This window comes from Rossellomorea oryzaecorticis (genome assembly GCF_045897515.1).
Taxonomy (GTDB): Bacteria; Bacillota; Bacilli; order Bacillales; family Bacillaceae_B; genus Rossellomorea; species Rossellomorea enclensis.
The window spans coordinates 271,134-297,199 of the sequence record NZ_JBJOSA010000001.1 but is presented as its reverse complement, the minus strand read 5'-3'; the positions used below and the strand labels follow the sequence as shown (position 1 = coordinate 297,199).

General features: G+C 47.7%; 22 protein-coding genes. 15 read left to right on the top strand and 7 right to left on the bottom strand.

Annotated elements, in window-relative coordinates:
- The first annotated feature begins 169 nt into the window (after positions 1-169).
- The 8 genes from leuB (at position 170) to ACKA06_RS01445 (ending at position 8,670) form a co-directional block, all read left to right on the top strand.
- Positions 170-1,282: a 3-isopropylmalate dehydrogenase gene (gene leuB, locus ACKA06_RS01480; protein WP_411158885.1), complete on the top strand. Its 1,113-nt coding sequence runs from the start codon at positions 170-172 to the stop codon at positions 1,280-1,282.
- 219 nt (positions 1,283-1,501) lie between these two features.
- Entirely contained in the window at positions 1,502-2,917 is a 1,416-nt protein-coding gene (gene leuC, locus ACKA06_RS01475; protein WP_058299035.1) for a 3-isopropylmalate dehydratase large subunit, read from the top strand.
- 15 nt (positions 2,918-2,932) lie between these two features.
- Positions 2,933-3,538, top strand: a complete 606-nt coding sequence (gene leuD, locus ACKA06_RS01470; RefSeq protein WP_032085554.1) for a 3-isopropylmalate dehydratase small subunit — start codon at positions 2,933-2,935, stop codon at positions 3,536-3,538.
- Positions 3,538-4,521 carry a threonine ammonia-lyase gene (gene ilvA, locus ACKA06_RS01465; RefSeq protein ID WP_231937950.1) on the top strand — a complete coding sequence of 328 codons (984 nt, stop codon included), beginning with the start codon at positions 3,538-3,540 and terminating at the stop codon, positions 4,519-4,521. The genes leuD and ilvA overlap by 1 nt, the downstream gene beginning before the upstream one ends.
- 419 nt (positions 4,522-4,940) lie before the next feature.
- On the top strand, positions 4,941-6,239 hold the full coding sequence (locus tag ACKA06_RS01460) for a homoserine dehydrogenase (RefSeq protein WP_214872984.1): 1,299 nt from the start codon (positions 4,941-4,943) through the stop codon (positions 6,237-6,239).
- Complete coding sequence (thrC, locus tag ACKA06_RS01455) at positions 6,236-7,297, top strand: threonine synthase (RefSeq protein WP_411158884.1); 1,062 nt, start codon at positions 6,236-6,238, stop codon at positions 7,295-7,297. The genes ACKA06_RS01460 and thrC overlap by 4 nt, the downstream gene beginning before the upstream one ends.
- Entirely contained in the window at positions 7,294-8,235 is a 942-nt protein-coding gene (thrB, locus tag ACKA06_RS01450; protein ID WP_411158883.1) for a homoserine kinase, read from the top strand. Before thrC ends, thrB begins: the two co-directional genes overlap by 4 nt.
- A gap of 231 nt (positions 8,236-8,466) precedes the next feature.
- The gene (locus ACKA06_RS01445; RefSeq protein ID WP_411158882.1) at positions 8,467-8,670 is read left to right on the top strand and encodes a hypothetical protein; all 204 of its coding nucleotides are present in this window, start codon (positions 8,467-8,469) and stop codon (positions 8,668-8,670) included.
- Positions 8,671-8,814: 144 nt separating this feature from the next.
- On the opposite strand, the gene ACKA06_RS01440 is transcribed toward ACKA06_RS01445, so the two are convergent.
- Entirely contained in the window at positions 8,815-9,162 is a 348-nt protein-coding gene (locus tag ACKA06_RS01440) for an AbrB/MazE/SpoVT family DNA-binding domain-containing protein (RefSeq protein WP_411158881.1), read from the bottom strand.
- A gap of 129 nt (positions 9,163-9,291) precedes the next feature.
- Between ACKA06_RS01440 and ACKA06_RS01435 the strand changes: the two genes are divergently transcribed.
- The 3 genes from ACKA06_RS01435 (at position 9,292) to ACKA06_RS01425 (ending at position 13,036) form a co-directional block, all read left to right on the top strand.
- Positions 9,292-10,488, top strand: coding sequence for a cation:proton antiporter (locus ACKA06_RS01435; RefSeq protein WP_411158880.1), 1,197 nt, complete (start codon positions 9,292-9,294; stop codon positions 10,486-10,488).
- 77 nt (positions 10,489-10,565) lie between these two features.
- Positions 10,566-11,903, top strand: coding sequence for an ATP-binding protein (locus tag ACKA06_RS01430; RefSeq protein WP_411158879.1), 1,338 nt, complete (start codon positions 10,566-10,568; stop codon positions 11,901-11,903).
- A gap of 2 nt (positions 11,904-11,905) precedes the next feature.
- A complete protein-coding gene (locus ACKA06_RS01425; protein WP_214872989.1) occupies positions 11,906-13,036 on the top strand; it encodes a DEAD/DEAH box helicase in 1,131 nt (376 codons plus the stop codon).
- A gap of 62 nt (positions 13,037-13,098) precedes the next feature.
- On the opposite strand, the gene ACKA06_RS01420 is transcribed toward ACKA06_RS01425, so the two are convergent.
- On the bottom strand, positions 13,099-14,706 hold the full coding sequence (locus tag ACKA06_RS01420; protein WP_411158878.1) for an amidohydrolase: 1,608 nt from the start codon (positions 14,704-14,706) through the stop codon (positions 13,099-13,101).
- A 142-nt stretch (positions 14,707-14,848) separates the two neighbouring features.
- Between ACKA06_RS01420 and ACKA06_RS01415 the strand changes: the two genes are divergently transcribed.
- Positions 14,849-15,400, top strand: a complete 552-nt coding sequence (locus ACKA06_RS01415; protein WP_214872991.1) for a GNAT family N-acetyltransferase — start codon at positions 14,849-14,851, stop codon at positions 15,398-15,400.
- 554 nt (positions 15,401-15,954) lie between these two features.
- Here the strand turns inward: ACKA06_RS01415 and ACKA06_RS01410 are convergent.
- Positions 15,955-16,188 carry a hypothetical protein gene (locus ACKA06_RS01410; protein WP_032085561.1) on the bottom strand — a complete coding sequence of 78 codons (234 nt, stop codon included), beginning with the start codon at positions 16,186-16,188 and terminating at the stop codon, positions 15,955-15,957.
- A gap of 479 nt (positions 16,189-16,667) precedes the next feature.
- Here ACKA06_RS01410 and ACKA06_RS01405 point away from each other — a divergent pair, with 479 nt between their 5' ends.
- On the top strand, positions 16,668-18,920 hold the full coding sequence (locus tag ACKA06_RS01405; protein WP_232353903.1) for a UvrD-helicase domain-containing protein: 2,253 nt from the start codon (positions 16,668-16,670) through the stop codon (positions 18,918-18,920).
- 203 nt (positions 18,921-19,123) lie between these two features.
- On the opposite strand, the gene ACKA06_RS01400 is transcribed toward ACKA06_RS01405, so the two are convergent.
- From ACKA06_RS01400 to ACKA06_RS01385, 4 genes are all read right to left on the bottom strand, one after another.
- Positions 19,124-19,267, bottom strand: a complete 144-nt coding sequence (locus tag ACKA06_RS01400; RefSeq protein ID WP_197670030.1) for a hypothetical protein — start codon at positions 19,265-19,267, stop codon at positions 19,124-19,126.
- Positions 19,268-19,729: 462 nt separating this feature from the next.
- Positions 19,730-20,359: an arylformamidase gene (kynB, locus tag ACKA06_RS01395; RefSeq protein ID WP_032085563.1), complete on the bottom strand. Its 630-nt coding sequence runs from the start codon at positions 20,357-20,359 to the stop codon at positions 19,730-19,732.
- A 10-nt stretch (positions 20,360-20,369) separates the two neighbouring features.
- Positions 20,370-21,647 (bottom strand): kynureninase, encoded by a 1,278-nt coding sequence (kynU, locus tag ACKA06_RS01390; protein WP_032085564.1) that lies wholly within the window; start codon positions 21,645-21,647, stop codon positions 20,370-20,372.
- A 134-nt stretch (positions 21,648-21,781) separates the two neighbouring features.
- The gene (locus tag ACKA06_RS01385; protein WP_032085565.1) at positions 21,782-22,636 is read right to left on the bottom strand and encodes a MurR/RpiR family transcriptional regulator; all 855 of its coding nucleotides are present in this window, start codon (positions 22,634-22,636) and stop codon (positions 21,782-21,784) included.
- A 276-nt stretch (positions 22,637-22,912) separates the two neighbouring features.
- Between ACKA06_RS01385 and ACKA06_RS01380 the strand changes: the two genes are divergently transcribed.
- A complete protein-coding gene (locus tag ACKA06_RS01380) occupies positions 22,913-24,256 on the top strand; it encodes a GntP family permease (protein WP_032085566.1) in 1,344 nt (447 codons plus the stop codon).
- 148 nt (positions 24,257-24,404) lie between these two features.
- Positions 24,405-25,922: a gluconokinase gene (gntK, locus tag ACKA06_RS01375; protein WP_411158955.1), complete on the top strand. Its 1,518-nt coding sequence runs from the start codon at positions 24,405-24,407 to the stop codon at positions 25,920-25,922.
- Positions 25,923-26,066 lie beyond the last annotated feature (144 nt).

Sequence of the window (26,066 nt, the reverse complement as noted above, 5' to 3'; positions counted from 1 at the left end):
TAGCTGTTGATTGGAGTGCAAGACGAAGACTCCTGCGGGAGAAGTGGCTAATGTGAGACCCCGCAGGCGAAGCCGAGGAGGCTCACGGGTCACCCGCGGAAAGCGAAGTCTTGCACGGAAATCAACAGCGGTTTTGTAACAGATTTTATAAAAACAGGAGGTAGTTCTAATGAAGAAAAAAATCGCAGTGTTGCCTGGAGACGGTATCGGTCAAGAGATCATGGATGGTGCATTAGAAGTACTGAAAGCGGTGGGTGACTGGTTCGGCCATGAATTCGAGGTAGAAAAAGGCTACATCGGCGGAGCAGCGGTCGACCGTTTCGGTACCCCGTTACCTCCTGAAACAGTCAAGCTTTGCAGGGAAAGTGACGCCGTGCTCTTAGGGGCAGTCGGCGGCCCGAAGTGGGAGCACCTGCCAAAAGAACAGCGCCCTGAAAAAGGACTGCTTGCCATCCGTAAAGAATTCAATCTATTTGCGAATCTGAGACCGGTAAAAGCTTTCGAAAGCCTGCTGAATTCGTCTCCTCTGAAAAAAGAAATGGTCGAAGACGTCGATCTGGTAATTGTCCGTGAGTTGACGGGCGGCCTGTATTTCGGTCAGCCATCAGGCCGCCAGGGGAAAAACAATGAGGTAGCAGTCGATACCCTGGTGTACGAACGAAGTGAAATCGAACGAATCGTCCGTAAAGCATTTGCTCTTGCTCAGAAACGAAAGAAAAAGTTGACGTCCGTTGACAAGGCGAACGTTTTGGAAACGAGCCGAATGTGGCGGGAAGTCGTGAATGAAGTAGCTGTCGAATACCCGGATGTGGAAGTCGAGCACATGCTGGTGGACGTGGCTGCCATGAAACTGATGTATAAGCCGAAGCAATTCGATGTACTGGTGACGGAGAATATGTTCGGGGATATCCTCAGCGATGAGGCGTCCATGATCACAGGGTCTCTCGGAATGCTGCCTTCTGCAAGTTTAAGAGAAGACTCTTTCGGACTCTATGAACCAGTACACGGCTCCGCACCGGACATCGCCGGTAAAGGAAAAGCCAATCCGCTTGCGATGATCCTGTCCGTTGCAATGATGCTCCGTCACTCATTCGGACTGAAAGAAGAAGCAGAAATGATCGAGCTGGCCGTCCAGGAAGTATTGAACGCCGGCTACCGTACCGGCGACCTGTGGACGATGGGCCGCGGCACCGTCGTCGGGACAGGGGCGATGAGCCAGCTCGTCGTGGAACGTCTGGAAGCGGATCATGCGTTGAGTTCGATCTTGGCGGCTTATTTGTAAGAAGGAAAGGATAATAGACTCGCTTCAACGTGTGTGGACACTCGATGAAATTCGACATTTAGAGCAAAAATCATAGAATTCGAGCAAAAATATGATGAAAGCGGGCATACTTGCAGGATTTTCGAGCATAAATCGAAAATTTTGAGCATAAAGTAAGATTTTCATAGGGATACGAACCACAATAGAAGCTATAAAGACAAACAAACCAGGAGGGAGATCATGGCAGGGAAAAATATCATTGAAAAGATATGGGAAAAGCATATCGTGCATGAAGAGAAAGGGAAGCCGGATTTGCTGTATATCGATCTGCACCTTGTTCATGAGGTGACATCTCCCCAGGCTTTTGAAGGACTCCGTCTCAAGAGCAGAAAGGTGAGAAGGCCGGATCTGACTTATGCCACGATGGATCATAATGTTCCGACCCGTGAGCGCCATATCGTGCGGGATGAAATCGCCAGGCTGCAGATGGATACGCTGAAGAAAAATTGTGAAGAGTTCAGTGTTGAGCTTTCCGACATCCATCATCCGGATCAGGGGATCGTCCATGTCATCGGTCCCGAGCTCGGGCTTACCCAGCCGGGTAAAACGATTGTCTGCGGTGACAGCCATACTTCGACTCACGGAGCGTTCGGTGCTCTCGCATTCGGGATCGGGACGAGTGAAGTGGAGCACGTACTCGCAACCCAGACCCTCTGGCAGGCGAAACCGAAAACGCTGCAGGTGGAAGTGACCGGCGAACTTGGTTTCGGCGTGTCGGCAAAAGATGTGATCCTTCACATCATCTCCGCATACGGGGTCGGATTCGGAACCGGATATGTCATTGAGTTCACAGGCGATGTCATCCGGAATCTCACGATGGAAGAGCGGATGACGGTCTGTAATATGAGCATCGAAGCAGGTGCAAAGGCAGGATTGATCTCTCCGGATGAGGTGACATTCGAGTATCTTGAAGGCAGGGAGCATCTGCCTAACCACACTTCTTATGACGAACTGAAAAAGGAGTGGCGTTCTCTTCAAAGCGACAGTGATGCCGCATACGACGATCACATCTCGATCAAAGGGGAAGACATCGAGCCGCATGTGACATGGGGTACGAACCCCGGAATGGGTGCCGGCATCTCAAGCAATGTCCCCCATCCGGGAGATTTTCAGGATCCCTCCGATCAGGAAGGCACGGAGCGGGCGCTGCACTACATGGGGCTTGAACCCGGCATGAGGATCGAAGACATTGAGGTCGATTATGTGTTCATAGGTTCCTGTACGAACTCAAGATTGAGCGATTTGAGAGCGGCGGCGGAAGTGGTGAAAGGCCACAAGGTCAAAGAGGACGTGACCGCACTTGTCGTACCTGGTTCATTCAAGGTAAAGCAGGCCGCTGAAGCAGAAGGGCTTCATGACATCTTTAAAGAAGCAGGGTTTGAATGGAGAGAAGCCGGATGCAGCATGTGCCTTGCGATGAATGATGATATCGTTCCCCCAGGGAAACGATGTGCATCGACTTCCAACCGGAACTTTGAAGGGCGCCAGGGGAACGGGTCACGCACCCATCTCCTCAGTCCTGCAATGGCCGCTGCAGCAGCGGTAACCGGCAAACTTACAGACGTAAGAAAACTAAAAGCAGCGACAGTATCCTGAGGAGGTGGACTACTGATGGCATTCAATCATCTGGAGGGGAAGGTATTCCCTCTCAACCGCGATAATGTTGATACCGATCAAATCATACCGAAGCAGTTTTTAAAAAGAATCGAGCGCAAAGGGTTCGGACAGTTCCTGTTTTACCACTGGCGCTTCGAGGATGACGGGAAGACGCTGAAACAAGACTTTCAGCTTGATACCGGGAAGTACAGCGATTCGGAGATCCTTCTTGGCGGGAAAAATTTCGGCTGCGGATCATCAAGGGAGCATGCGCCGTGGTCCCTTCAGGATTTCGGATTCAAAGTGATCATCGCCAAGAGTTATGCAGATATTTTCTATAATAACTGCCTGAAAAACGGTATCCTGCCAATCCGGCTCCCGGAAGATACAGTGGACGCTCTGTTCAAGAATGAAAAGAAAGCCGATCTTTATAAAATTGAAGTATCACTGGGATCACAGATGCTGTGTGATTCTGAAGGGCTGATTGCATCGTTCGAGGTCGATCCTTACTGGAAGACGATGCTGATGAAAGGCCTTGATGAAATTGATCTTACATTGCAATACGGCGGGAAAATCGAGCAATACGAAAAACAAAATGAGGTGAATGTCTTGGGGATTTAATGAAAAGTGCTGATGTTGTAGAAGCGATGGAAAGAATTTGCGGTCAAGTGCATCGAACGCCGTTGAAGCAGTCTTCAACATTGAATACTTTTACCGGCGGAAACATTTTTATGAAAATGGAAAACTTGCAGCGGACCGGGTCTTTTAAAGTAAGAGGGGCAATGAATAAAGTGATGTCCTTATCAGAGGAAGAAGCCGCGAGAGGAATCATCTGCGCTTCTGCAGGGAATCATGCGCAGGGAGTCGCACTTGCCGCCACCCAGCGCAACGCGGACTCGAAGATATTCATGCCGAAGCGGACTCCATCTGCGAAGGTGGAGGCGACAAAGCATTACGGGGCGAACATCGTGTTGGAAGGCGAGACCTATCAAGAAGCCTATCGTGCGGCTGTCGATGAAATGAGGACAAAGGGCTCGACATTCGTTCATGCATTTGATGATCCAAAAGTGATGGCGGGGCAGGGAACCGTCGCACTTGAAATGCTTCAGCAGCTCAGCGATCTGGACACGATCCTTGTTCCGGTCGGCGGCGGGGGATTGCTTGCCGGCATGGCGCTGGCAGTGAAAACATTCAACCCCCGGGTAAACATTATTGGCGTGCAGGCACTCGGTGCCCCTGCCACCTATAATTTTTTCACAGGGAAAAATAAAGGCTCCCTGAATCACGTGCACACAATCGCCGACGGAATCCTGGTGAAGAAACCGGGTGAGCTGACATTCCCGATCATCCGCAAATACGTGGATGACATGGTCACTGTGACCGACGAAGAAATCGCTTATGCGATGATGTTCATGCTGCAGCGTGAAAAAACGCTCGTCGAAGGCGCAGGCGCCGCATCCTTGGCTGCCGCAATGTGCCATAAAGTCAAAGTACACGGGAAGAAGGTCGGATGTGTCATCTCCGGGGGCAACGCGGATCCAAGCAAAATTCCCGTCTACCGGGAACTATCAAAAATGGTCCGCCAGCTTCACTATATCGGATAAAGCAGGACGGCTCCCGATCTGAACCGAGATCAGGGGCGGTCCTCTGTTATTAAAATGGGGATTTTCAGACGATTTAATACAAAGAGTAATGGTGTTTAGATAATCGTTTATAGTAACCTATCAAGCTTTTGATTGGAGTGGAAGACGAAGACTCCTGCGGGAGAAGTGGCCAATGTGAGACCCCGCAGGAGCGCAGCGACGAGGAGGCTCACGGGTCACCCGCGGAAAGCGAAGTCTTCCACGGAAATCAAAAGCGGTATTCAACAGTAGATTTTTTATTCCTCATCTACCAACAAAGAAAGCTCTTACATTCAGAAAATACGAAAAAAGGTATTGTAATAGGAAATTATTTCTACTATAATGTCCTCTATACAAATACAAATGTACACCAGAAATAAACAATTGGAGGTTTTCGACTTATGGAATCAATTTCAATCGGACTTTTGGGACTCGGAACAGTGGGAGCCGGAGTTGTAAAGATCATCGAGAATCATCAGGATAAACTGGCGCATCAAATCGGCTGTCCTGTGAAAGTGAAAAAAGCCCTTGTTCAGGACTTGGAAAAGGATAGGGGACTTGCGATTGAGGACGGGATATTGACCTTGGATCCCGAGGACGTCCTGGCCGACCCTGAAATTGATATTGTGGTCGAAGTAATGGGAGGAATCGAAGCTACAAAGGAACACCTCCTCGTGGCTTTGAAAAATAAGAAGCACGTCGTGACGGCAAACAAGGATCTGATGGCCGTACATGGACCGGAGCTCCTGAAAGCCGCTTCCGCCAATGAATGTGATTTGTTTTACGAAGCAAGTGTAGCTGGAGGGATCCCTATATTAAGAGGGCTCGTAGACGGGCTTGCATCCGACCGCATCACGAAAATGATGGGGATCGTCAATGGGACGACGAATTTCATCCTGACGAAGATGACGAAAGAGGGCAGGACCTTCGATGATGTATTGAAAGAAGCACAGGACCTCGGGTTTGCCGAAGCGGATCCGACTGCGGATGTCGGCGGTCTTGATGCAGCGAGGAAGATGGCGATCATGTCGACGCTTGGCTTTTCCATGAACGTGGATCTATCCGATGTAAAGGTGAAGGGAATCACAGATGTGACGGCAGAAGACATCGAATATGCCGGACAGTTCGGGTATACGATGAAGCTGATCGGATACGCACATCGCGACGGAGAAAAGGTGGAAGTGAGCGTAGAGCCGGCATTGCTGCCGAATGAACACCCGCTGTCATCGGTGAATGATGAATACAATGCCGTATATGTATACGGAGAGGCTGTAGGTGAAACGATGTTTTACGGACCGGGGGCAGGAAGCCTGCCGACGGCGACAGCGGTAGTTTCCGATATGGTCTGCACAATGAAGAATATGAGACTGGGAGTGACGGGAAAGAGCGCCGTGAACCCTCAATTCGAGAAAAAATTGAAGGAACGCGAAGAAATTTCCTCTCAATACTTTTTGCGCCTTCATGTTCAGGATGAAATCGGAGTGCTGGCAAAGCTGACGTCCATTTTTTCAAATCATGGTGTCAGTTTCGAGAAGATTCTTCAAAATCCATTGAATGGAGCGGGTTATTCCGAAATCGTCCTCGTTACGCATAAAGCATCACTCGATCATTATGAGGATATTCTGATGGAGCTGAAAGACTATCATGCGATTCATTCGATCGAAAGCTCTTACCGGGTGGAAGGGGGAGAGAAGGGATGAGATGGAAAGGTTTATTGGAACAATACGGTGAGCATCTTCCCCTCACGGAAGAAACTCCGCTTTTAAGCCTGAATGAAGGAAATACACCATTGATTGAATTGAAGACGCTGTCCGAGGAATGGGGAATCGAGCTTTATGCAAAAGTCGAAGGTGCCAATCCGACCGGCTCGTTCAAGGATCGCGGGATGGTCCTTGCAGTAGCAAAAGCGGTCGAAGAAGGAAGTTCGACGGTGATTTGCGCGTCAACAGGGAATACATCAGCCTCGGCTGCAGCCTATGCAGCGCGGGCAGGCATCAAATGCATCGTCGTCATTCCTGAAGGGAAGATTGCTCAAGGCAAGCTTGCCCAGGCCGTCATGTACGGAGCAGAGATTGTATCAATCGAAGGAAACTTTGACGATGCGCTGGAAATCGTGAGGGAATTGAGTCATACGGAATCTATGACTCTCGTTAACTCAGTGAACCCATACCGTCTTGAAGGGCAGAAGACTGCTGCCTTTGAAGTTATTGAAGGTCTGGGCCAGGCGCCAGACGTGCTGGCCATCCCAGTCGGCAACGCAGGGAATATCTCAGCTTACTGGAAAGGATTCAAGGAATACAGCAGGCGCGAAGAATCAAGCCTGCCGCGAATGTTCGGGTTTGAAGCGTCGGGGGCTGCTGCACTTGTTCACAACAGGGTATTCCCCGAGCCTGAGACGATTGCGACAGCAATCAGGATCGGGAACCCGGCAAGCTGGGATTTTGCAGTGGATGCGTTGAAAGAGTCGAATGGTCATATCGATGAAGTGACAGATGAAGAAATCCTCGACGCATACCGGCTTATTGCAAAAAAGGAAGGGATCTTTGCAGAACCTGCTTCCTGTGCATCGATAGCAGGAGTAAAGAAAAGCATGGATAAGGGCTTGCTGAAGAAAGGAAGCAAGGTGGTGGCGGTCCTTACAGGAAACGGATTGAAGGATCCCGTCACTGCCATGGAACATAGTCCCGTTCAGCCGGTGAAACTGCCGAATGACAAGGAAAAAGTAAAGGATTATATCAAAGGAACAATTGGGGTATGAAGAAGCGGGAGGCTCGTTCCTGGAAAATAACCGTCCCCGCGAGTACCGCCAATTTGGGGGCAGGATTTGATTCTCTCGGTCTGGCGCTGGATCTGTATTTGACAGTGGAAGCCGTCGAGTCCGAAACATGGAAAGTGACGGCACTGTCCCCGGAGCTTGAGGTATTCCCTTCTGATGAATCTCATTTTATCGTCCAGGTTGCCAAGGAAACTGCAGAAGCCTGCGGAAAGGATCTCACGCCTTGCGAGTTATATGTTTCAAGTGATATCCCGCTTACAAGGGGACTGGGATCCAGTGCGGCTGCCGTCGTGGCAGGGGTTGAACTTGCTGATGTTTCAGGCGGATTGAACCTCTCCGGACAGGAGAAGCTCGAAATCGCGGCGAAATATGAAGGCCACCCTGATAATGTCGGGGCTTCCCTTTACGGCGGTTTCGTCGTAAGCTGCCGGACGGATGAAGGGGTTCAGCTGATGAATGTATCCCAGCTGCCGGTTGAAGTGGTGGCGGTGATTCCGAAGACTGAATTGAAGACGTCCGAATCGCGGGATGTCCTGCCGGGAGAGATGAGCTTTCAGGAGTCTGTCCAGGGCGGGGCGGTTTCAAATGTACTTGTGGCTGCATTCCTGAACGGAGATTGGGAGCTGGCGGGGAAGATGATGAAAGAGGACCGCTATCATCAGCCGTACCGCAGGAAGCTGCTTCCGCACTACGAAGCAGTCGAGGAAACGGCTCGTAAGTTTGGTGCATTCGGCACAGCGATTAGCGGAGCGGGTCCAACCATTGCCTGCTTTGCGGAGAAGGGAGCAGGTCAGTGGCTGCTGAAGCAGCTCCGCCAATCATTCCCTTCCATAGACATCCGTAGACTCTCCATCGATACGACCGGAAGTATAGTTGAATGTAATGAAGCTGAACAGAAGGCCCGTCCCTCAACGCTTTAAAGCGGTGGAGGCGGGCTTTTTCTTATTGTCCAGCTCCGGCGGCTAGGGGATCGGGGTCATAAGCTAACGGTCCATGAAGGCAAAGACCTTCCGAATTTCTATTGTGCAGTAACGAAGGCTGGAGGCTCGAGGTCAAAAATGTTTTTTTAAGGAGGAATACTGGGGTTTTAGGCTTGTTTGACGCTGTATACGAAGTGGCTGCACCCGCCCTAATAGGGGGAAATCAGTGTTTTGGCTCAAAAAGCGCTTTGGTTCAGCCTGCGGAACGGGTGGAATCGGGGTAATCTTTTAATTTTGGCCGAAAATCTTTCGAAAATTGGACTTTATCTTTCAATTCAGGGCAATAATCTTCGAATTCTGCTGGATAATCTTTTAATTTTAGGATTTATTCCACCACTTACCAAAAATATCCAAACTGTACGCAGGTTGATTTAAGAAGGCAAAGACCACCTTTCCTATGTCCAGCTCCGGCGGCTAGCCCTTCTAGGTCATAAGTCAAATCAAGCAAAAAGGCAAAGACCGCCTACCCGTCTGGTTCGTCTTATGCCACACGCCTCTGGGCAAAGCCCCTCCGCTTTTCTATTCGCATGTAAGGATAAAACAGCGCTGTTCTTCATTGATGTGCAGGGTGTAGGAGTCTTGAGGTGTGATGCCCATTGCATCTCGGAGTTCCTTCGGGATGTGGACGGTTCCTTTTTCAGATACATATCGTTTGTTATTGGTAGTATGTTTTCGGGCGGGTTTGATATAAATGGAATCGTTTTGATAGATGAGCTCTGCCAATCTCCCCGGGATGAGTCCGAACCGCTGCCTCCACTGTTTGGGTAATGTGATCATACCGCTGTTACTGAAGGTTTTGTTTTCGTAAACCTGGCTCAAAATATCGAAACACCTGCTTTCCTTTTTGACCTGTAAGTCTTTTTCCATATATATCGTTTAACCCTAAATTTGGAAAGGGTAAACACATTCCCGGGAAAATGGTACATATGACTGAGGATGGACGTTTAGGTCAGGAAGTGCGAAGGGAATAAATAGTGAAAAGAACATCGTTAGGAGGTGATTATCATTGAACCTTTAAGCATGTTGATCCTGCTTATGATTGGTTATTTGGTGTATACAATTGATAAAAAGAAAAAAGATATCCCTGTGCCGGTGGTGCTGCTGATAATCGGGGCGCTTATTGGATTCTTTCCCGGATTTGAAGGACTTGAACTGACGAAGGACACCATCTTTTATTTGTTTCTTCCTGCGTTATTATTCATCTCGGCCTATCAGTTTCAGGTCAAGGAGCTGAGGAAGCACGGCGGCGAGATTTTCCTTTTAAGTACATTGGGAATACTGGTCACAGCACTCCTCATGAGTATACTGATCTATTATATTCTCCAGCCCGTCCTCCCGATTTCATATATAGAAGCCTTGTTGATATCCACTATTTTAACCCCGACGGATCCTGTTTCGGTTGTTTCTATCTTGAAACAGTCATCCAATAAACAAGCGCTTGCGAGCGTGGTCGAAGGTGAATCGATGATTAATGACGGCACCAGCATTGTTCTATTCACACTCGCAGCGGGAATTTATTTCGGAGATGAATCTTTTTCAATTACTTCCTTTTCAATGGAGTTTCTATGGGTATCCATTGGGGGAGCGGTGATCGGGATCGTGTTTGGATGGCTGGTGACCAAAGCCATACATTTCACTTCAGATTCCCGCTATCAGATTATGCTATCAGTGATTTTAGCTTATGGAAGCTTCTATATTGGTGAGGAAATAGGTGTTTCGGGAGTTCTTGCAACCGTGGCAAGCGGCATTATGCTTTCCTCTGAATATGAACGGACCATTAAAGAAGATCATTTCAGAAAACAGCTGGATGGTTTCTGGGAAGTCATTGAACCCACCATCCTCACCTTCCTGTTCTTATTGATCGGGATCAAAGCGGTCGATTATATCTCTTTTTCAATGATGGGATGGTTTTTCTTCTTATTTATCATTACCTTATTGGTCCGCTATGTTATTATTATTGGAGTTGTAAAGATAAGAAAAACATGGAGAAGCACCTACGGCTGGAAAGAAGTATTTATCCTGACATTATCAGGGATAAAGGGGACGATGTCGGTTGCCCTGCTTCTTGGTATGGAAGGAAAAGGAGCAGAATCGATTCAATCCATTTCGTTCGGCGTGATCATGTTCTCACTTATTATTCAGAGCTTGTCGATTTATCCTTTTTCCAAAATACTCTTTTCAAAAAGGAGTTAAGCAGGAAAGTGATAAAATTCAGGCATTTGTGAAAGTATAGAGGTAAGACTAAAGTGAATTTAGGTGAATCACTCAATATGAGAAAAGCCAAAGAGATTGCCCTTAAAGTAGCTCTTGCTTATGTGCTGCTCGGCATACTGTGGGTTATTCTGTCAGACTATTTTTCTGTGATCCTTGCGCATGAGAAGCTTAGTCTGTACATTTACTTTCAGCGCTTCAAGGGCTGGTTTTTTATATTTGTCACAGGAGTCATCCTGTATCTGCTGGTCTACCGCAGGACCAGGGATGTACTTCATTCAAATGAACAGCTGCGAAAGAAAGAACGGGAATTATATATTCAGAATGAACAGTATCATTCGCTGTTCAAACATAATCCTGATGGTGTATTGGAACTGGATTTGAAGGGGAAAATCATGGCTGTCAATCCTGAAGCTGAAGCGCTTCTGGAATCTTCCCAGGAAGAGTTGGAAGATATTCAATTGAGAAATTTCCTGAAGGAAGAGGACATAAAGGTCGTAACGGGTCATTTTATTGATACGCTTTCTGGAAAAGGATCGATGTTTGAAACGAATATCCATCTTGCAGGAGAAAAAGCAAAGATCCTGCGCTGTTCCTTCATCCCGATTATTGTAAGCGGTGAAGTGACGGGCGTATTCGCGATTGCCAGGGACATCACTCAATTCAGGAAAAACGAGGAAATGATGATCGTCTCTGAAAAAATGTCCGTCATCGGGCAGCTGGCTGCAGCGGTGGCCCATGAAATCAGGAATCCACTCACATCCCTTAAAGGATTCATCCAGCTGATGCAGACAACCGGCAGCGTCAACCGTGATCATCTGGATATCATGCTCTCAGAGGTCGATCGTATAGATTTGATATCAGGTGAAATGCTGATTTTAGGGAAACAGCAGGATCTGCACTATCAAATTGAAAATGTCGACTCCATCCTGAAGCAAGTGATTGTATTGATGAAAGCACAGGCGAATATTGACAATGTATCGATAGATCATAAACCTTATTCAGTTGAACCGTTATATGTTGAAGCTGAAGCAAATCAATTGAAACAGGTCTTTATTAATATAATCAAAAATGCGGTGGAGGCGATTCCCCATGATCGAAGAGGAAGGGTGTCCATATCTCTCAACCGGAAAGACAACGAGGCGATTATCATCGTGTCGGACAACGGTACAGGGATGGATCCCGAACGAATCGAGAAGGTCGGCGAACCTTTTTACTCTACAAAAGAAAAAGGTACCGGACTGGGACTCGCAATCTGTAAAAAAATCATCGAAAAACATAAAGGGAAAATTGTCTTTCACAGTGAAAAACAAAAAGGAACGGTCGTGGAAATATGTTTGCCATTGATCCAGGGAAACAGTTTGCGTGAAACGGCCGAGAGGGAAAGGAAATCGTAAAAATGAATACAATATCTGACATGATCCAAGCATCTTTTTTAAAAAACAATTGGGAGGAATCGGGTTTCTCCGCGTTAACACCGGTCCAGGAACGTGTGCTGCCGCTCATCCTTGACGGCAAAGACGTGGTTTGTGAATCTCCGACAGGAACAGGGAAAACCCTGGCCTATTTACTGCCGATCATTCAAGGGATCGACCCGGCGCGCAAACAGGCACAGGCCGTCATTATTGCTCCTTCCCGGGAACTCGTGATGCAGATCCAGCAGGAAATCCAAAAATGGGCAAAGGGCAGTGATGTGACAAGTGCCGCTTTCATCGGAGGCGCCAATATCAAGAAGCAATTGGAGAAATTAAAGAAGAAGCCTCATATCGTGGTCGGTACGACAGGCCGCCTTCTGGAACTGATGAAACTGAAAAAATTGAAAATGCATGAAGTCAAAACGATCGTCGTCGATGAGTTTGATTTAATGGTAGGTCATGAGCATAAACGCGAAGTGGAGGATATCATCAAATCGACGCTTAAAGAGAGGCAGGTCCTCTTCTTCTCAGCGACTCTTTCCGACCGGACGGAGGAAGTGGCAGAAGAACTCCTCCAAGATCATGAAATCGTCAAGATGGATGCCAATCTCGACAACCCGAAAGTCGACCATATCTACGTGTATACTGAGCTTCGGGACAAAATTGAGGCGCTCAGAAGCCTTGCCTATTTCAAAGACATCAAGGCGCTTGTATTCTTCAATCAGCTCGATAAACTGTCCGAAGCCGAAGAAAAATTGAAGTATAAAGGCGTTGAGCTCGAAGTTCTCGCAGGGGAATCGAAGAAAACGGAACGAAAACAATCCCTCGACCGCTTCCGGGCAGGGAAGGTGCCGCTTCTTCTTACGACTGATGTAGCGGCGCGGGGCCTCGATATTACCGACGTAACCCACGTCATTCATTTTGACTTTCCGACGGACACCAAGCAGTACATCCACCGTTCTGGAAGGACAGGCCGTATGGGAGCCGAAGGAACCGTCATTTCCCTCGTTTCCAAGCGCGAGCAAAGTTTCCTGGAGAAACTGAGCAGGGAACTGGACCTTCCATTCCAGGAAAAAACCATTCACGGCGGAGGATTGAAAGAACCCCGCAAATAAGTGGAAGGCCCGTCCCTCAATGCTTTACACATTGAGGGACGGGCCTTATTTATGCACTTCGTTCAGCCTTCAAAAATAATCTCCCCATCCATTATCGTCATAACTGTTTTCACCTCAAGGATTTCTTCGGGATGTACTTCAAATAAATTGCGGTCGAGCACAACAAGGTCCGCTTTCTTGCCGGCTTCAATCGTCCCGAGGTCGTTCTCGCGGAAATTCCCGTACGCCGCGCTATTTGTATAATGGATGAGCGCCTCGCCCAATGTTATTTTTTCCTCAGGGTTCCAGCCTCCCTCAGGTGTGCCATCCTCATGTTTTCTTGTGACCGCCCTGTATATGCCGAGCATCGGGTTTAGGTCGACGATTGGAAAATCCGTACCGAATGCAATCGGGGCACCATGCTGATTCATGGAACCGATCGGCCAAGTGTATCTTGAACGCTCCAAACCGAGGCGGTCTATGTATGCATGGGTGTCCATCGAGCCCGAGGTCATATGTTCAGGTTGAATCGATGCGATGACACCAAGCTCTTTGAAGCGGTTGAAGTCACTTGGATGGCATACTTCGATATGCTCGATTGTATGGCGCGAATCGCGCTTCCCGTTCACGCTTTCTGCATGCTCGAATAAATCGAGCCCCATGCGGACAGCCCCGTCCCCGCATGCATGGAGCCTGACCCTGAAGCCTTCCCGGTCTGCATCCTCGATCCATTTTTTGTACTGCTCCACTTCATAGATCGTTCCGCCTCTTTCATCCGGCCGGTCGGCGTAAGGCTCGAGCAGATAGCCGGTGTACGTAAGGGGGACGCCGTCCAGGAATTGCTTCAACCCGGAGAACTGGAGGCGGTCCGACTGAAACTCTTCTTTCAAGGCGCGGCTTCTGGCAAGATCCCCGTCCATCACGTCAAGGAAGTGGATCCGCGTCGTCAATCTCCCGCGTTCTTCAAACCTGCGGTAAAAAGAGGGGGCACCAAGCGTATAGCCTGGAAGCGGGAGCATATCCCCTACTGAAGTGATGCCGAATGAAGCGGTTTTTTTCAGCATATTCTCCATTAACTTTGCCTTCACGGACTCACTAAATTGAAAGGCCCTCGTGACGTATTTTACTGCAGTCTCATATAAGAACCCGGTCGGATCTCCATTTTCATCTTTTTCAATCCGGCCGAAAGGAGGCTCCGGTGTGTACCGGTCGATTCCAAGCTTCTTGAGTGCGGCTGTATTCAGCCACGCACTGTGTGCTTCCTCGTTCAGCAGGATGGCGGGACGGTCGGGGAGGAAGCGGTCCAGTGAATGGCGGCTCGGAAGCTTCTGGCCCGGCCAGCGGACGTGATGCCACCCGAAGCCGAGAACCCATTCATCCTCGGGATGGGCTAAGGCATAGTCCGCTGCCATCTTAGCCGTCTCATCTTCCGTTCCTCCATATGTCAACTGACAGAAGCTTTCAAACATCGCCCCTAGAAAAAAGTGAACATGAAAATCATGAAACCCGGGCATGATCAGCCGGTTCCCCATGTCGTATACTTTCGTCGAAGCATCAAGATAGCTTTCCAGTTCAGAAGGAGCACCCGTACCAATGATTTTATCTCTATTCAGCGCAACAAACCCGGGTGCAGGGAAGAGGGATGTACCGGTAAATAAAGCCGCACTCTTAATGATTTTCTGTGCTTTCATTCTGTTCATCCTTTGCAATGATCGTTTCTTTTCATTATACAGAATGCTGAACATTGAAAAACACCATTATTTTCAAAAAAGAGGTGATTGAAGGCGGGGTATTGAATAAAGTTAACAGACAAGAAACAAAGGAGTTAATAAGATGGATCACACACAGAAATTCCCGGTTCTGACAACCGGAAGATATATGTTGAGGCAGATGGAAGAAAGAGATGCGCCGGACGTATTTGCTTATTTTTCAAAAGATGAAGTGACGAAGTACTATGATTTTGAAACATTTACCGAAAGAGGGCAGGCAGTTGAGATTATTGACCGGTGGAATAAGAGATTCCAAAAGGGAGAAGGAATCAGATGGGGAATCGCAGATAAAGAATCCGGCAGAATCATCGGAAGCTGCGGATACCACTGCTGGGAGAAGGAACATTTCAAAGCGGAAATCGGTTTCGAAGTGCACCCGGATTACTGGAGGAAGGGAGTCATGTCGGAAGTATTGAAGCCGATTATCCAATATGGATTCGAAATGATGTCCCTGAATCGGATCGAGGCTTTCTATGACCCGGAAAATACGGCTTCGAGGGATTGTCTTTTTAAAGCGGGCTTCATATTTGAAGGGGTATTAAGGAGATCAGCATTTGAAAAAGGGGTATTCTGCGATGCGGCAGTATGCTCTATTTTGAAAGAGGAGTATGTATAAACAATTAAGACGCTGTCTATGTATCTTTCACATAAACAGCGCCTTAATGTAAGTAAATCTTTTTCAATTACACGTTCTATCCTTTCTTACTAATACACATACCAAACATTCAATTAATTTAAATTAATGGTGTTGCATGTTATTTAGTTTATTTTTTCTTTCGCTGCATCCCCACATGCCCACATGGTGCGAAGATAGTTTTCACGGGCTATCTTCTATATGCAACATGATCCTAGCATGCTTCGCTTACACTCTTCATTGGAATCATCTCCTGAAATAAGATTTGCGCGTCCCCGCATATCCACACATCTTGAAATCAGTTTTCACGGGCCGATTTCAGTTGCAAGATGTGATGTTGACATGCTTTGCTTTCACTGCGACATTGGAATCACGCCTTCCTTAAAGATTGTGTAAATCTTTTGTTAAATATATAGTAGCAAATCCCACCGGTTATTTAAATGTTCAGAAAAGTCCATATTTTCCGATTTCAGACGAATTTCAAATCGTAATAGGCATTTATCTTTCTTTATCGCATTCTATCTCATTTTTTGAAACTACACTTGCCTGCGCGAAAGGTAATAGTGTTCAAACCCCATTTCCCGATTGACGAGCAGCTCCATTTCTTCCAGGTGATGTGTTTCAACCACCGGATCACGGGAGGACCAGTGCACCTTATTGACAAAATAAAACGATCTGATTTTCCTGAGTATCACCAAAGAATGAGGGAATAGATCAAACTCTGCCTTTATCGAATTGCGCCGGGTAAAACCCCATTTTGTTATTTTCACGTTCATCACCTATTTGTTACTTACCTTTTTTTGACTTGTTTTAATCCTGGGAATGAGAGTTGTGGTTAAACTTAAGCCCGTTCCTTTCACTGCAGGCACAAGAAAGGAGGGCCGTCATCCGCCCGAGGAAAGCGAAGTCTTCCACACGGAAATCGGGCAGCGGTATATAAAACCCGATTTAAACAAACGTTTGTTTAACATCCGCAAACCTTGCAGCAGCAGGCTTAAACGATTTAAACAGTTGTTTAACTCCAATCCTATGAAATCAACATTTTGATCGAAAAAGTTAAACAAACGTTTGATTAACTTCCGGAAACCTAATGATAACGGCATGTAGAGGATTTAAACAGTTGTTTAAGAGAATTGGCAGAAATTGATTTTCACGAGAATCGATTGCGGGATGCCGGCGGCGCTTGTTATGATAGAAAGGTTACCTATTTCGGAAATGAACTTTTGCTATAGAGCAAGGAGAATGTGCGTTGAATAAAGTACAGGCGAACTACTCGATTTATCCATTTGAGGCAGAGAAGACGGACATCCCCTCAGCCTCATTACATAAAGGACAAACGTCAAGGGAATTGGTTGCTTCAGAAGAGGGGGATGCATTCTTTTTCAGGAAAATAGAAGAGGCGGGCATTCTTTTGAATGAAGCGCAGATAGCAGCGGTGCGTCACGGGAGCGGTCCGTGCCTGACACTTGCGGGTGCCGGGACAGGGAAGACGACGGTCCTTGTATGCCGCGCAGGATATCTGATGAATGTGAAGGACATCATGCCGCAGAACATCCTCCTCGTCACGTTCACGAAAAAAGCAGCCGAGGAAATGAAGCAGCGCATCAACTCGCTTCCAGGCATAGAAGGAAGGGGACGCAGTATCCAGGCCAGCACCTTTCATGCACTGTTCCTCTACTTGCTGCGTTCGAGGCATTATACCCAGGAGATTATTGGGAATGACCGCTACAAGCAAATCATCCTGAAGCAGCTCCAGCGTGAAATGAATATCTACGACCCATATGATGCCGAAACACTGCTTGCGAAGCTTTCGCACTATAAATTAAATAAAATAAACATAAAAGAAATGCCGCACTCTTCAAAGTCGGACAAGGAAATCCGGGACATCTTGATTCGTTACGAAGAATGGAAGCGAAGGAATCACAAGATGGATTTCGATGATATCCTGACCGAAGCATACGATCTGCTCGACATGAACCCGAATCTTCTGCAAAGTCTGCAGCACCGTTTTCAGTATGTCATGGTCGATGAGTTCCAGGATACAAACCTCATACAATATGAATTGATCAAGATGATCGCGGCCCATGGAAACCTGTTCGTGGTCGGTGATGACGACCAGACGATCTATTCCTTCAACGGGGCACGAAACGAGTTCATCCTCGATTTTGACGATGAGTTCCCCGAAGCGCGGATCGTCACGCTGAAAGAAAATTACCGTTCCGACGCCTCCATCATCGGGCTTGGGAATGAAGTCATCGACCGTAATGTCCACAGGCGGAATAAGAGATTGATAGCCACGAAAGAAGAAAAAGAGAAGCCTCTTTACGCAAGGCCGGCGACTGCCGATGAAGAAGCGGTCTGGGTGACAGAAGAGATTGAAAGACTGGTAGAAGGGGGCTATTCTTATCGCGACATCACCATCCTGCACAGGACAATGAGCAGCGGACGTGCTGTCTTTGAGCAGCTGTTGATGAAGGAAATCCCTTTCCAGCCATACAATCAGAAAGACTCTCTATTTTATGAAAACTGGACGGTCAAACCTGTCGTCGATTACTTGAGATTATGTATCGTGCCGCGAAACTTTGACGCGATCGGAAACATCCTCCCGACCATGTTCATCAGAAGGGAACAGGGGATGGCCCATATTTTACAGGAAGACAGCAAGGCAAGAAAAAAATATCCGCTCATCCACCTGACCACCATGAACGGGCTGAAGCCTTTTCAGGTGAAAAATATAAAATCAAGGATGAAATTCATTAAATCCCTTCAGGAGGATTCGCCCGAGACGGCCATCAAGAAAATCCGCAAAGAATTCTACCATCAATACCTTGATGCCCAGGAATCACATGTCGTGACGGAGCAGAAGGAACTGATCAAAGAAATGCTGTCGGAACTCGAAGGCTCGGCAAAGAGATTTGAAACGATATCGAGCTTCATCACCTTCATAGATGAAATGAAAGCAAAGTACGAAGACGTGAATCAGAATAAAAACCGCGACACAGACAGCGTGTCCCTTATGACGATTCACCGTTCGAAAGGTCTCGAGTTCCCGGTTGTCTTTCTGATCGGAGCGATCGAAGGCAATCTTCCGCACAGCTCCGCTTTGAATGCAGGGAAGCTTGAAGACAAGATCTACAAGGAATCTACCCATAAAGAGAAAGGGGCGCTCGAAGAAGAAAGAAGGCTCGCCTATGTGGCGATCACCCGTGCCAAAGAGAAGCTATATATATCGTCCCCTGCCTATTATCAGGGGGAGGCAAGGAAGTGTTCGCGCTTCATCAGTGATATCTTCAGCAAAGAACCCCACAAGGACGAGGTGAAAAGCGGCGGCTCCCGTGAGAAACGGACCGGCAGGCTGCACCGCGTCAAAGCCTGGCTCTGTACAAAAGGGAACTGCATCGCCTGGCAAAGGCGTGAAGCTGGTGAAACGGCTGCGGATAAAAAGAAATGCCCGATGTGCTCGAGCCCGATGGAGCTTGGGGAGAAAGAAGTATACAGTTAGAGATGAGCCTCTGCCTTGGATGCAGGGGCTTTTTTGTGAGTTGAAAATAAGTTTTTGCGGAGTTGAAGATAAAAGGATTAAAGTTGAAAACAATAGCCTGCAACTTGAAAATAAATGATCCGTTGACATCCAAGGAGGCAATGCCGGATACGAAAAAACGTTTCCACCGGAAGAATAACTCTCTTCCAATGAAAACGCCGCTGTTATTGCGAAAAATGGTCATGATCCTTATGCTCGTCAATCCGCTTCGAATCATTCGAGTCCAGGGCTTGTCTTAAGAAATAGATGAGGACGCCTAAAATCATACCAAGGAACACAATGAATCCCACTGTCGTCAATATACCCAATTCATCTTCCTCCTTCCGCCTTATCAGTTATGACAAACTTTCCAGGATTTTAAACCTTTATACGTTAAGTCTATGAACATTGTGTGGAATTTATATCTGTTGGCGGGGAATTAAGTGAGGCAGAGGTTTTTCAGGGAATGGGAGCTGAGTGCGGGAGGTGGGGGTGTACCAGGCACATTTGGGGCGGATTGTACCTGGTACACGGCTCCCGGATTGTACCTGGTACACGGCTCCCGGATTGTACCAGGTACAGGGGAGAAGTTGAGCCTGGCTCAAATCCGCGGTCACGAGCCTGGCTCATAACAATAGAATTGAGCCAGGCACCGCCCCTAAAATCGAAGGCACAGAAAGGCCAAATTGTACCAGGCACAAAACCACTCGATTGTTCCTGGCACAATCCTCGGTCCAATACCACCACCCCACAAAAAAAAGCAGCCATAAAGCTGCTTCCAACAAACAAAATTATTTTCCTTCCCGGTCAATCAATACCGCACGGACCGGTGAACCGTCACCGTCCCTGAGGGCGAGCGGCATGGCATACAAATCATAATAACCGGGTTCTACATCGTTCAACACGATGCCTTCCAGGATCAATATATCATTCTCGGTCAGTGCATGGTGGGCCTCCATCTCCTTGCTGTCCAGTTCATCCACCGAAGGGAGATCCACCCCGATCAGGTGGATACCTTTCTCTTTTAGCAACGGTGCCAGTTCCGGCTGGATCGGGGGGATGGACTCAGGGAAAGCATTAAGATCTTTCCACGCCCCTGTCTTGAAAAGTACTTTTTCAACCCCGCTTAAGTCTATGCCTGAAAGGTGTTCGGGGCCGATGCTCTCAGCGTTTTCAGCCGAAACGACGACGGCTGGTCCGATATAGCGGTCCAGCGGCAGATCCAATATACGCCTGCCGTCATTTTTAAAATGAAACGGGGCATCCACGTGGGTTCCGGTATGGGCGCTCAGGGTGAGCTGTCCGACATTGACCGAGCCCGTATCTTCCATTGCCCAATTGAGGGAAAAGGAAAAAGGGGTATCGCCCGGCCATACTGGTATATCATTGTGCAATGGCTGTGTAATATCGATGATTTTCATAATAGCCTCCTCATGCTACAACGTCACGGACGTTTTCAAATTGTTTATATTCTTCGTTCTCCATGATTTTCTTTAAAATCTGTACGGTGTTCCAAACGTCTTCATAAGACGAATACAGGGCCACGGGAGCAAGGCGGATATTATTGGGCGCACGGAAGTCAGGCGTCACTTTATTGACTTTCAAGGCCTTGCAGATCCTGGCGGCTTCGTCGTGCTGAAGGCTGATATGCCCCCCGCGCCTTTCATCTTCAATCGGGTTGCAGATTTTGAACCCGTATCCATTAAGTTCTTGATTCACAAGGTCCATCAAGAATCTTGTCAGGGAGAGGGATTTTTTTCGAAGTTCCCCGATTCCCGCTTCCTCAAAAAGTTCAAGGGATCCCAGTAAAGGCGCACTGCTCAAAATATGCGGCGTCCCGATCTGGAATGCCCCGGCGGATTCCGCTGGGGTGAGCACATGCTCCATATCGAACTGCTTATCTTTTTTTGAACCGAACCAGCCCGCGAGACCAGGTTTCTTCCCGAAGTAGCGTTCATGGACAAATAATCCACCGACTCCGCCTGGACCGCTGTTCAGGTATTTATAATTGCACCAGACCGCAAAATCCACACCGTCTTCATGAAGCTGATGGGGAAGGGCGCCGATTGAATGGGCCAGGTCGAAGCCGATGATGATCCCGCGCTTATGGGCTTCCGCCGTCAACCGTTTCATATCCAGGAGCTGACCGCTCCGGTATAAGACGGAAGGAAGGAGAATCAGGGCGATATCGTCTGTCATGGCCTCGATGATATCCTCTTCCTTCAGAGTATATCCGTCCCGGCTTTTCACCTGCACGAGATGCTCCTCATGGCTGTACCCTTTTAACTCCAGCTGGCTTTGGATTGCGTAAATGTCTGAAGGGAACGTCAATTCATCGGCCAAGATCTTTGTCCTGGTTCCCTCAGGCTCATAGAATGTCGCAATCAGTTGATGAAGGTTTGTCGTGATCGATCCCGTCACGATGACTTCTTCCGGTTTGGCCCCGGCTAAGGGAGCTGTTTTAGCACCTAGTTTTTCAGAATAATAGTACCAGGGCTCTTCGCCGTTCATCCAGCCGTCGATGCCGTGATCCTTCCAATCCTGGAGTGAAGTATTAAGCGCTTTCTCCGCACGTTTTGATAATAGGCCGAGAGAGTTGCCGTCCATATAGTAATGGTCTTCTTTTATGTAAAATTCGTCTTTAAAACGAGCGAGAGAGTCGCTCTTATCAAGTTCCTTTGCATGTTCGAGTGTATGCTTCTGTGACATCTTGATCCCGCCTTTTATTAGTTTCTTCTTTACATAGAATGATAATCCAAATGGTCTGAATAGTAAAACATTTCAAAAGCACCTTCCAAAACAAAAAAACAGCGCGGACCAAAAATGGCCCGCGCACCTATAGTTTAAATCCTCTTCAAAGATATTGCCTTCCTCATCTTCTTCAACGCATCCTGTCCGGTGGCTTCACGCTTCATCATGATGTTCACGTACAGGGTATCAATCAGCGTAAGCTGCGCGATCCGCGATGAAAGGGCTTCTGATCGGTAATCCGTTTCTTCTGATACGGTATATAAGGGAATGTCGACCCCTTGGCTCAGCGGGGATTTGGCGAAGTTTGTGATGCAAATGGTCTTCGCTCCCGTTTCCTTTACAACTTCCAATGTTTGAAGGATATCCTTCGTCGAACCGCTGTGAGAGATGAAAACGGCACAATCTGTATCAGTCATCTGTGAAGCGGTCATCAGCTGGATGTGGCTGTCCGAAGTTGCCCGAACGCGAAGTCCTGTCCGGATCAGCTTGTGATAGGCATCCAGTGCAACCACGCCCGAGCCTCCGCTTCCGAAAAACTCGATAGATTCAGCTCCGGTTAACGCATCGACTGCTTCCTGAAGCCTGCTTTCATCGACGACCATCAGGGTGTCTTCGATCGTTTTGATGTTTGAACGGAATACTTTTGAGGCGATTGTTTGAGGGGTGTCGCCCTCATCGACCCGTTCATGGATGTCTTTCAGCCCTGTCACGATTTCGGAGGCGAGTGCTATTTTCATAGCCTGGTAGCCTTTGAAACCGATTCGTTTGCAGAATCGGAAGACAGTTGAATCAGCTACACCAAGATCTTCAGCCAGGCTGTTGATGGTGGAATGAATGATATGGGTGGGATTTTCCAATATATAATCGGCAATCTTTTTTTCCGTCTCACTGAATTGCGGGTAATGTGAGCGGATGCTTGCCAGACAATGCTGATGTTCTTTCATCATGGGCAACACTCCTGTAAGGGTTTTCATGATTTTATTATACTAGAATAAAAGAAAAAGAAAAATATTTTTTGTAAACGGTTGCAATTCGAAAAATATTTTTTATAATAGAGATATCAAGAAAAAATAATTTTTCCGACTCGCGCGCTTCTCAAGAAAATATTTTCCTAGATAAACAGGTTGAGAGGCTCACTTACATAATGTGTTTTGTAAACGCTTAAATGTATTGGTTGGAATAAGAAATAAGTATATTCAAAAAAAGAAGGGCAGGGGTTCAAGATGTCAGATCAAATGCTGATATTGGTTGCGTTAGCAGGAATTTTTCTTCTATTATTTTTAGTTATTAAAACGAAGCTTCATGCTTTTGTTTCGCTGCTTCTGGTAAGTTTAATCGTCGGGATTGCAGCGGGTATGCCTCTTGGTGATGTTGTCACCTCGATCCAGAACGGAATGGGAGGGACACTCGGATTCGTCGCTGTCGTCGTTGGTTTAGGTGCGATGTTCGGGCGCATGCTTGAAGTTTCAGGAGGGGCAGAACGTCTTGCCCAGACATTGATCAACAAATTCGGGGAAGATAAAGCACAGTGGTCACTAGGAATTACAGGGTTCCTTGTAGCGATTCCCGTATTCTTCGATGTCGGTTTCATCATCCTTGTGCCGATCGTATACGGACTGGCAAGAAAAACAGGAAAATCATTATTGTACTATGGTATTCCGCTGCTTGCGGGTCTTGCCGTAACACACAGTTTCATTCCGCCGACACCTGGACCGATTGCGGTTGCCGACTTGCTCGGTGCAGATCTTGGCTGGGTCATTCTTTTCGGGGTGATTGCAGGGATTCCGTCCATGATTATTGCTGGACCGCTTTTTGCAAAATTCATCTCGAAAAAAATTCATGCAGTTGTGCCTGATTATATGCAGGTAGAAGAAATGGAATATGATAAGGAGCTTCCAAGCTTCGGTCTGATTGCATCATTGATTTCGATTCCACTCGTATTGATTCTTTTGAATACGCTGTCAGGAGTATTGCTGGATGAAGGGAATACACTGCGTTCGATCTTGACATTCCTTGGTCATCCGTTCGTTGCGCTCACTATCGCGACGATCCTTACATTCATCCTTCTTGGGACGAAGCGCGGCTACACAAGGGATGAAGTGCAGGAAATTGCAACAAAAGCACTTGAACCTGCAGGGATCATCATCCTTGTAACAGGTGCCGGAGGAGTCTTCAAGCAAGTCTTGATCGACTCAGGAGTTGGTGAGGTCCTTGGTGAAATGATGGCGGGATCAAGTCTTCCTCCAATCGCCCTGGCCTTCCTGATTGCGATGGTCGTGCGTGTTGCACAAGGTTCTGCGACCGTGTCGATGGTTACCGCGGCAGGTCTGATGAGCCCGCTGATTTCAACACTGGGCTTGGAAGGTCCTGTACTGGGATTGATGGTAATCGCCATCGCATCCGGCGCGACAGTATTCTCGCATGTCAATGACAGCGGGTTCTGGCTGGTCAACCGTTACTTCGGGCTGGACGTTAAAGACACGTTGAAATCATGGACCGTGATGGAAACCCTCATTGGTTTCGTCGGATTCGCGGTTGCGTTCATCCTGGGTATTTTTATCTCTTAAAGGTTTCATACTAAAGTCAAAGAAAGAAAAGGAAGGGCTCCCGGGGCTTCTTCCTTTTCTCTGTTTTCTATTATAACGGGTGACTTTTAACAAACCCCGTCTTATACTTGTCACAGCAATGGTTACAGGAGGAATGAATATGGCACAGATGATTGGCGTAGATATCGGAACAACAAGTACGAAAGCGGTACTTTTTAATGAAAAAGGAGAAGCACTCTGCCGTCATGGAGTGGAATATCCATTGCATACACCCGCACCGGGAACAGCTGAACAGGACCCTGAAGAAATTTTTCAGGCGGTCATAAAAGCAATCAGGGAAGTGACGGTGCAAGCGGAGGAAGAGATTTCGTTTGTTTCGTTCAGTTCAGCGATGCATAGCTTGATCCTTGTCGATGAGAACGGCCAGCCGCTCACGGGATCGATTACGTGGGCAGATAACCGCAGCGCCGGATGGGCTGAGAAAATCAAGAAGGAATACAATGGGATGGACATTTACCGCAGGACGGGCACACCGATCCATCCAATGTCGCCACTTGTGAAACTGGCCTGGCTCAATGCGGAGCATAATGATTTATTTTCAAAAGCAGCGAAATTTATATCTATAAAAGAATTTGTCTTCCACCGTTTCTTCGGTGAATATGTAGTCGATTATTCCATTGCGTCTGCCACTGGGATGTTCAACCTGGAAAATCTCTCCTGGGATGAAGAAGCCTTAAATACAGCAGGTGTAACGGGCGTTCAATTATCAAAACCTGTTCCTACAACCGAAAGTCTGACAGGCTTGAAAGAGGAATATACAGAAATGCTCGGGCTGCCGGCGGACACACCTTTTGTAGTCGGCGCAAGCGACGGCGTCCTGTCGAATCTCGGGGTGAACGCCATCGAACCGGGTGTCGTGGCAGTGACCATAGGTACGAGCGGAGCCATACGGGCCGTCACCGACCGGCCTGTGACCGATCCCAAAGGACGGATCTTCTGCTACGCATTGACGGACAAGCACTGGGTCATCGGAGGGCCGGTGAATAACGGCGGAATGATTTTCAGATGGGTGCGTGACGAACTCGCCTCAGCCGAAGTGGAAGTCGCCAAGCGGATAGGGAAAGATCCTTATGAAGTACTCACGGACATCGCAGAAAAAGTCGAACCGGGATCTGAAGGGCTCCTCTTCCACCCGTATATGGCAGGGGAAAGGGCGCCATTATGGAACGCAAAAGCCCGCGGATCATTCTTCGGACTCGGGATGCATCACAAAAAAGAGCATATGATCCGTGCGGTGCTTGAAGGGATCGTTATGAATCTGTACAGCGTGCTGCTCGCCCTTGAGGAACTGATCGGTTCCCCAACCCGCGTACAGGCAACGGGAGGATTCGCACGCTCAGAGCTGTGGCGCCAGATGCTCGCGGATATTTTCGACCAGGAAGTCGAAGTGCCGGAAAGCTTTGAAAGCTCCTGTCTTGGGGCGGTCGTCCTCGGCATGTACGGGCAGGGAACGCTGGACTCGCTCGAAGAAGTCAAATCGATGGTCGGCTCCGTCCACTCCCATCAGCCTGACAATAAAGCAACCGAAGCCTACCGCAGACTGATGCCGATCTTCATCCGCCTGCCGCGTCTTTTGGAAAGCGAATACGAAGAAATCAGTGCATACCAGGAACAAAACCGGCCGTAGAGCCGGTTTTTTCTTTTGAAGTTTTTAATAGGAATAATATAGATGTCAATTTACTTTTTAGCAGACCACTTATTTAGAATGATTCTTAAAAGATCATATTTTCCTGAAATGGATCATAAATTCCCAGAATGGAACGTATTTTTT